5 protein-coding genes and 2 pseudogenes are annotated in these 5,920 nt (G+C 63.9%); 4 read left to right on the forward strand and 3 right to left on the reverse strand.

Features of this window, described 5'->3' with window-relative positions:
- A partial coding sequence (locus ACV22W_RS33310) for a condensation domain-containing protein (RefSeq protein ID WP_448023784.1) occupies nucleotides 1–1,590 on the reverse strand: 1,590 nt, incomplete at its 3' end.
- A gap of 367 nt (nucleotides 1,591–1,957) precedes the next feature.
- Between ACV22W_RS33310 and ACV22W_RS33315 the strand changes: the two genes are divergently transcribed.
- From ACV22W_RS33315 to ACV22W_RS33330, 4 genes and pseudogenes are all read left to right on the forward strand, one after another.
- Complete coding sequence (locus tag ACV22W_RS33315; protein WP_448023786.1) at nucleotides 1,958–3,253, forward strand: MFS transporter; 1,296 nt, start codon at nucleotides 1,958–1,960, stop codon at nucleotides 3,251–3,253.
- A 663-nt stretch (nucleotides 3,254–3,916) separates the two neighbouring features.
- Nucleotides 3,917–4,168, forward strand: a pseudogene (locus ACV22W_RS33320) (helix-turn-helix domain-containing protein); the annotation flags it as partial.
- 198 nt (nucleotides 4,169–4,366) lie between these two features.
- Nucleotides 4,367–4,603: a type II toxin-antitoxin system ParD family antitoxin gene (locus ACV22W_RS33325; RefSeq protein ID WP_059887407.1), complete on the forward strand. Its 237-nt coding sequence runs from the start codon at nucleotides 4,367–4,369 to the stop codon at nucleotides 4,601–4,603.
- On the forward strand, nucleotides 4,600–4,938 hold the full coding sequence (locus ACV22W_RS33330; RefSeq protein ID WP_448023787.1) for a type II toxin-antitoxin system RelE/ParE family toxin: 339 nt from the start codon (nucleotides 4,600–4,602) through the stop codon (nucleotides 4,936–4,938). Before ACV22W_RS33325 ends, ACV22W_RS33330 begins: the two co-directional genes overlap by 4 nt.
- A gap of 54 nt (nucleotides 4,939–4,992) precedes the next feature.
- Here ACV22W_RS33330 and ACV22W_RS33335 read toward each other — a convergent pair.
- Both ACV22W_RS33335 and ACV22W_RS33340 read right to left on the reverse strand, forming a co-directional pair.
- Nucleotides 4,993–5,415: pseudogene (locus ACV22W_RS33335) on the reverse strand (transposase); the annotation flags it as partial.
- 51 nt (nucleotides 5,416–5,466) lie between these two features.
- A partial coding sequence (locus ACV22W_RS33340) for an IS5 family transposase (protein WP_448023788.1) occupies nucleotides 5,467–5,920 on the reverse strand: 454 nt, incomplete at its 5' end.

Raw genomic sequence — 5,920 nt, forward strand, 5'->3', positions numbered from 1 at the left:
GCGCTCGTCGGGATAGGCGGAGTCGAGCGGCACATAAGCGGCGCCGGTCTTGAGAATGGCGAGCATGCCGATCGCGAAATGAATGTCGCGCCCGGACGCGAGACCGATGCGCAGCTCGGGGCCCGCGCCGAGATCGCGCAGCGTCCATGCGAGCGCATTGGCGCGTGCGTCGAGTTCGGCATAGGTCAGCGAACCGACGTCGCCGGATACGGCAATCGCATCCGGATACTGCGTGGCGATCTGCTCGAACGCATCGCACAGGTTCGCATGCGACGGTACGGGCAGGGCGGTCGAACACGTCGCCCGTGCATCGCGATCCGCCAGCTTTGCCGGAACGAGCCGCGCATTCGCGTCGTCGAGCGCTTCACGAAGCACGTCCCGGAACGCATCGACGAGCGTCTGCGGCGCAAGCTCGCCGAAGCATGAATCGTTCGTGTCGAAGTCGACGTAGATCGGCCGTCGCGCGCTGAAGTCGCGCACATAGACGCGCAACGGATAGCTTTGCGCGGGCGTGCGCAGCGGTGTCACCGTCGTCTGCGTGCCGTCGAACTTCGCATCGTAGTCGTGCCGCTCATACGACAGGCTCACTTCGAACGGCAGCCGGCCCTGGTCGCCCGACACCGCGTCGAGCGGATAGCGCTGATGGCGGAAATCGGCTTTCAGTTGCGTGCCGATTCGCGCGACGAGCGCCGCGAACGTGTCGGCGGGCGTGGCCGACGTACGCAATACGCAAAAGCCGAGAAAGAGTCCGATCGTCTGCTTGTCCATCGCGGTGCGACGGTTCAGGATCGGCAGGCCGATCGCGAGGTCGCGGGCGCCGACGACGCGAAACAGCGTCGCCTGCAGGACCGCCGCGAAGAAATGAAACGGGCTCGCGCGCTGCGCGTCCGACCACGCGTGCAGCGCGGCGGTGTCGGCCGCGCTCAGCGCGAGCACCGTGCGGCGGTTCGACTGCGACGTCGCGCGCGAAAAATACTCGCTGTCGTATGACGCGAGGCGCTCGGCCCAGTAGCGCCGCGACGCGTCGCACTTGTCGGAAGCAAGATATGCGCGCTCGTCGGCGAGCATCGCGTCGACGCTCGTCTCGTCCCACGGCTGCGGCGCTTCGCCCGCACGCATCCGGTTGTACGCGTCGCAGAGGCGCGCGTAAAAGAGCGACGTGCCCCATCCGTCGAACAGCGCGTGATGGAATTTCGCATAGGCGATGTGGTCGTTATCGCCAACCTGTATCAGCACCATCCCGCAGGCGATCTCGCGTCCGTCGGTGGCGAACGGGCGATTCGCGAAATCGTCGTCGACGAAGCGCTGCGCAGCGGCCTGCGGATCGGCATGCGCGCGCAGGTCGAGCATCTCGCGCGCGAAGCCGGTGTCGTCGTGCGCGATCTGGTGCTGGCCATCGTCGCCGTCGTGTAGCGACGAGCGTACCGCCGCGCTGTGCTGTGCGACGAAGTCGGCCGCGCGCCAGAAGAGATCGGCGTCGAGCACGCCGACGATGTGCGCCAACGCGCCGATGTGCGCGAGCCGGTGGTCTTCGTGGATGTTTTGCGCCGACAGAATATTGCGCTGTGCTGCCCGTAGGGGGTATTTCATCTCGCTGCCCGCCGTAGATGGATTCGCTTTCGAAAATTATTCGGATGCCGATACATTGCGACGTTCGATTGCGCCGGAAACCCGCGCAGCGGATGCGGCCATTCTCAAGTGACGGGCATTAAAACACCGCGCCGGCCGAGCGTCTGTCCCCCCAACGCCGGACAATGCACGCGGCGCCCGTCATGCATTCCCATGACAGACATCGGGCGCCGCCGGTGTTCTAATCCGGCAGGCCGGTTCGCGCGCCAGATGCGCGAACGCCGAATCCGACGCGTTCGCGTCGCGCGAGCTTGATCGCGCTCAAACCGGGAAGGACTGCATGTCGACGGGTCGTCGTTTCTTTTTTTTCTGGCTGGGCGAATCGTCGATGCAATGCGCCGCCGCGCTGATGTCGTTCGCACTCGGCGTGTGGGTCTATCAGCATTCCGGCTCGGTGACGGCTTTCTCGAACACGGTGATCGCAGCGACGCTGCCGTCGGTGCTGATCCTGCCGTTCGCGGGCGGCCTGGCCGACCGGATCGACCGCAAGCTCATCATCGTGTCGGCCAACGCGGCGCTCGCGCTGCTCACGCTGCTGCTGCTCGCGCTGTTGTTCGCGGACCGGCTGCAGCCGATGCACTTGTATGCGTTCAACGCATGCGCGTCGGCGGTCGGCGCATTTCGGACACCTGCCAATCAGGCGTCGATCAATTCGATCGTCTCGAACGACGCGCTGACGCGTGCGAACGGCCTGATGGGTATCGGCAAGAACGTGTCGACGCTCATCGCGCCGCTGCTCGGCGGAGTCATCATGGGCGGCGCCGGCCTGAATGCGGTCTTCACGATCCATTTCGTCGCGAGCGTCGCGGCGATGCTGTGCGTGCTCAAGGCGCTGGGGCATCCCGGCGCGGCATCCGTCGAGCCGGTGCGCGCGGACCGGCCGCTGCGGCGCGATGTACTGGCGGGTATCGCGAGCGCGTTGCGCTTCTTCGAAGCGGAGCCGCTGATGCTCGGACTGCTCGGCTACGTGATGATCCAGAGCGCGCTGATCTCGCTTGCGACGATGATGATCGCACCGCTCGTGCTCGCGACTCATTCGAGCGCGCAGCTCGGGCTCGTCTACACGTCGGCTGCAATCGGTGGGCTCGCCGGCATGTCGCTCCTCGTCGCGACGACGAATCCGCGGCGCCTGATGCTGATCGTCGTGTGCGCGGATGCGGTGCTGTCGCTCTGCATGCTGTCGATCGGCCTCGTGTCGGCCACGTCGTCGTACTGCGCGATCGCGTTCGTCGCGCTGGCGGCGGGCAGCGTCGCCGAAGGGTGCGCCAGCGCGCTGTGGCTGCGCAAAATCCCGGCGCGCAACAAGGCCAGCGTGCTGTCGTTCGTCAGCATGCTGATGATCGCGACGATGACGGTCGTCGTCGCGGTGGGCGGGTTCGTCGTCGACCGGGTGCTGGAGCCCGCGCTGTCGGCGGGCGGGACGTTCGCGCAGGCGGCGAACGCATGGCTCGGGATCGGCAAGGGTGGCGGCGTCTCGCTGTTGTTTGTCGCGGTGGGCGCGACGAGCGTGCTGCTGTGCGCGTGCATGTTCGCGCATCCGCGCATGCGACGGATCGACCTGCTGGTGCCGGACGATCGTTCGCTGAATGTGATCGATGTTCGGGAATTGCCTTCGGCGGAGTGATCGATGAGAGGGGGCCGCGCAAATTCGGACAGTCGGATAGGGCAGTATGACTTTCCGTGAGGCGGGGCTGGCCTCCGTGGTGGAAATCGCCGGGTGTGGCCCTGCCCACACCGTGCGGCTCTGGTAGCGATGCTAACCCGCGTTTGCATCCCCCACGCCAGGCCCGCCCCGCCTCACGGAAAGTCATACTGCCTTAAAAATCTCGGAAAACTGTCCGAATGAGCGAGACCACCGTACGGATCAAGGGCTCCCTTGGCTATCTCAGCCCCATCGAGTACCGCGAAAGCCTCGGGTTAGCAACGTAAATCAGTCCAAGAAAATGGCCGCATCCCCCGGACTGCCGGGCGCGATGAAGGCCGGACCGATTGCAGCGTCTCGTAGCTAGCGCATGATCTTGGCAGCGCTAAATTCAGTATGTCCTGAAGTGTTGCGCATTAGGCGGTACTGAGGCTCCAGATACCGCAACGGCAAGACGCACTTATGGGAAGTTTCGCTGTTGCGTTCTGTTCTGGATCTTTTTATGTTCAGATCGGTGCCGACGCCGTGCCGCGGGCGCTCCGAGGTGTCGCGCTGGTCGACAGCAAATCACATCCGAGATACTGGGCCGCAGCCTGGCTGGTGGTCGCTGGATCTCAATGGGCGACGTCCACGCAGACTATGGGGCTGCGGTACGTCGAGAACCGGATCCGGCGCGCGATCGTGATGTCCAATGGCCGCCTGCTGTCGGCCGCCGATCTGGACCTCGCCGCGTTCGCGGCGCATCCGGTGATCACGCTCGCCGAGGCCCGCGAGCAGGCTGAGTGGCGGGCGATCAGGGCGGCGCTGCTGCGGCACGGCAATCGGATGAGCGCCGTGGCGGCCGAACTGGGGGTGTCGCGGGCGACCCTGTATCGGTTGATGACTGCTCAGGGCTTGGGAGCGTGAATCCAGTCGGGTTCTACCGTTCAGTTACTGCTGGGCCATGTTCACCTTGAGTATGCGGCCCCATATCACGGGTCTCGAAGAAGGCGAGGCGCGAGGCAACGGCCGATCTCGGCGGGGTTTTCGCCGATGCGATAGCCGAAGCAATCCGCGTCTTGGCAAATTTTGCCAAACCGTGATAGACTGATTCGCATGACCACGATGAACATTTCTCTCCCCGATTCGCTGAAGGACTACGTCGACGAACAGGTCGGTGAGTGCGGCTACGGCACGAGCAGCGAATACGTCCGCGAACTAATCCGCAAGGATCAGCAGCGCAAGCATTTGCGCGCGCTTATCCTGCAAGGCGCGACGTCCGGTCTCACGGCCCCGGTCGACGCCGACTACTTCGAATCGCTTCGCGCCCGAGTGCGTACTTCGCGCAAATGAAGGGCAAGCCAGTAATCCCCACCCAGCTAGCCAAGCAGGACGTAGAAGACGAGCTGACCCACTACCTTGTGGATGAAGGCTCGGAGCATGCCGCATCCGGATTCATTGACGAAATCGAGATCGCGTACAAGCGCCTCGCGCAGCACCCCAACCTCGGGTCTCCGCGCTATGGGTATGAGCTGGACATCCCGGGCCTGCGATCGTGGCCGCTTGAACGTTACCCGCACCTTATCTTCTACATTGAACGCGAGGACCACATCGAAGTCTGGCGCGTGCTCAACGGCAAGCGCGATATTCCGGCGTGGTTGTTGAGCGATGGCGCCGAGTTTCACTGACGCCATCTGCACGAGCAATCGTCAATTCTGGTGTACGCGGGCGGGTCAGCATGATCAGGCGGCCAGCGGTTGAGGAGCCGGCGTGCTCGCGATCACCGGGGTTCCGTCTTTGAAGGGAATGCCCTTCAGGAGCGGTTCGATCTTGTCGACGCCGCGGATCTTCCGCCAAGACTGTTCCGCTGCTTCGATGAGCTTAAACGCCATCCCGAGGTAGGTTGCGCGCGACAGACAGTTGCGTGTGCGGCCCGTGCGATGACGCACCGTCGCGAACGTCGATTCGATCGGATTCGTGGTCCGCACGTGCTGCCAGTGCTCGGCCGGGAAGTCGTAGAAGGCGAGCAACGCGTCGCGATCCCTCGTGATCTTCTCGGCCGCTTTCGGATATTTGGCCGTATAGGTCGCGACGAACTGATCGTAGGCGACGATCGCATCGGCGCGCGTCGCAGCGTTCCAGATCTCCGTGAGCGCTGCCTTGAGGGTTGGCCGGGATTCATGAAATTTTCGCCAAAATTACCTTAAAAGGCCAGTTCAAAAAGGCCGCTCAGATAGTCTGAAGATGTTCCAGCAGACGAGTGAGCAGGCTAGTTTTAGGAATGCTTCGTGAATGTCAGATCGACGTTCGAAGCGAATGCGAAGACGACGGAAACCATGGAGCCACGAATGGGTCCGTTCGACGACCCAACGAAATTTGCCGAGGCCGCTGCCGTGTTCGGTGCGGCGCCTGGCGATGACCGGTCTGATGCCGCGCTCGCGAAGTCGGCGGCGATGCGAGTCGGAATCGTAGCCACGGTCGGCATAGATGACCTTGGGCTTGCGAAGCGGTCGGCCGCGTGTGCCGCGAATCGGCGGGATAGCGTCGACCAGCGGCAGCAGTTGCGTGACATCGTTGCGGTTCGCACCGGTCAGGATCGCGCAGACAGGAACGCCGTTCGCATCTACGAGGACGTGGTGTTTGGACCCTGGTCGTGCGCGATCGGTGGGG

Source organism: Burkholderia sp. AW49-1, assembly GCF_053427845.1.

Bases quoted from the DNA above. Each gene is read 5' to 3' on its own strand.
- ACV22W_RS33315 (WP_448023786.1), top strand. From the start codon at position 1,958: ATGCAATGCGCCGCCGCGCTGATGTCGTTCGCACTCGGCGTGTGGGTC.
- ACV22W_RS33325 (WP_059887407.1), top strand. From the start codon at position 4,367: ATGACCACGATGAACATTTCTCTCCCCGATTCGCTGAAGGACTACGTC.
- ACV22W_RS33330 (WP_448023787.1), top strand. From the start codon at position 4,600: ATGAAGGGCAAGCCAGTAATCCCCACCCAGCTAGCCAAGCAGGACGTA.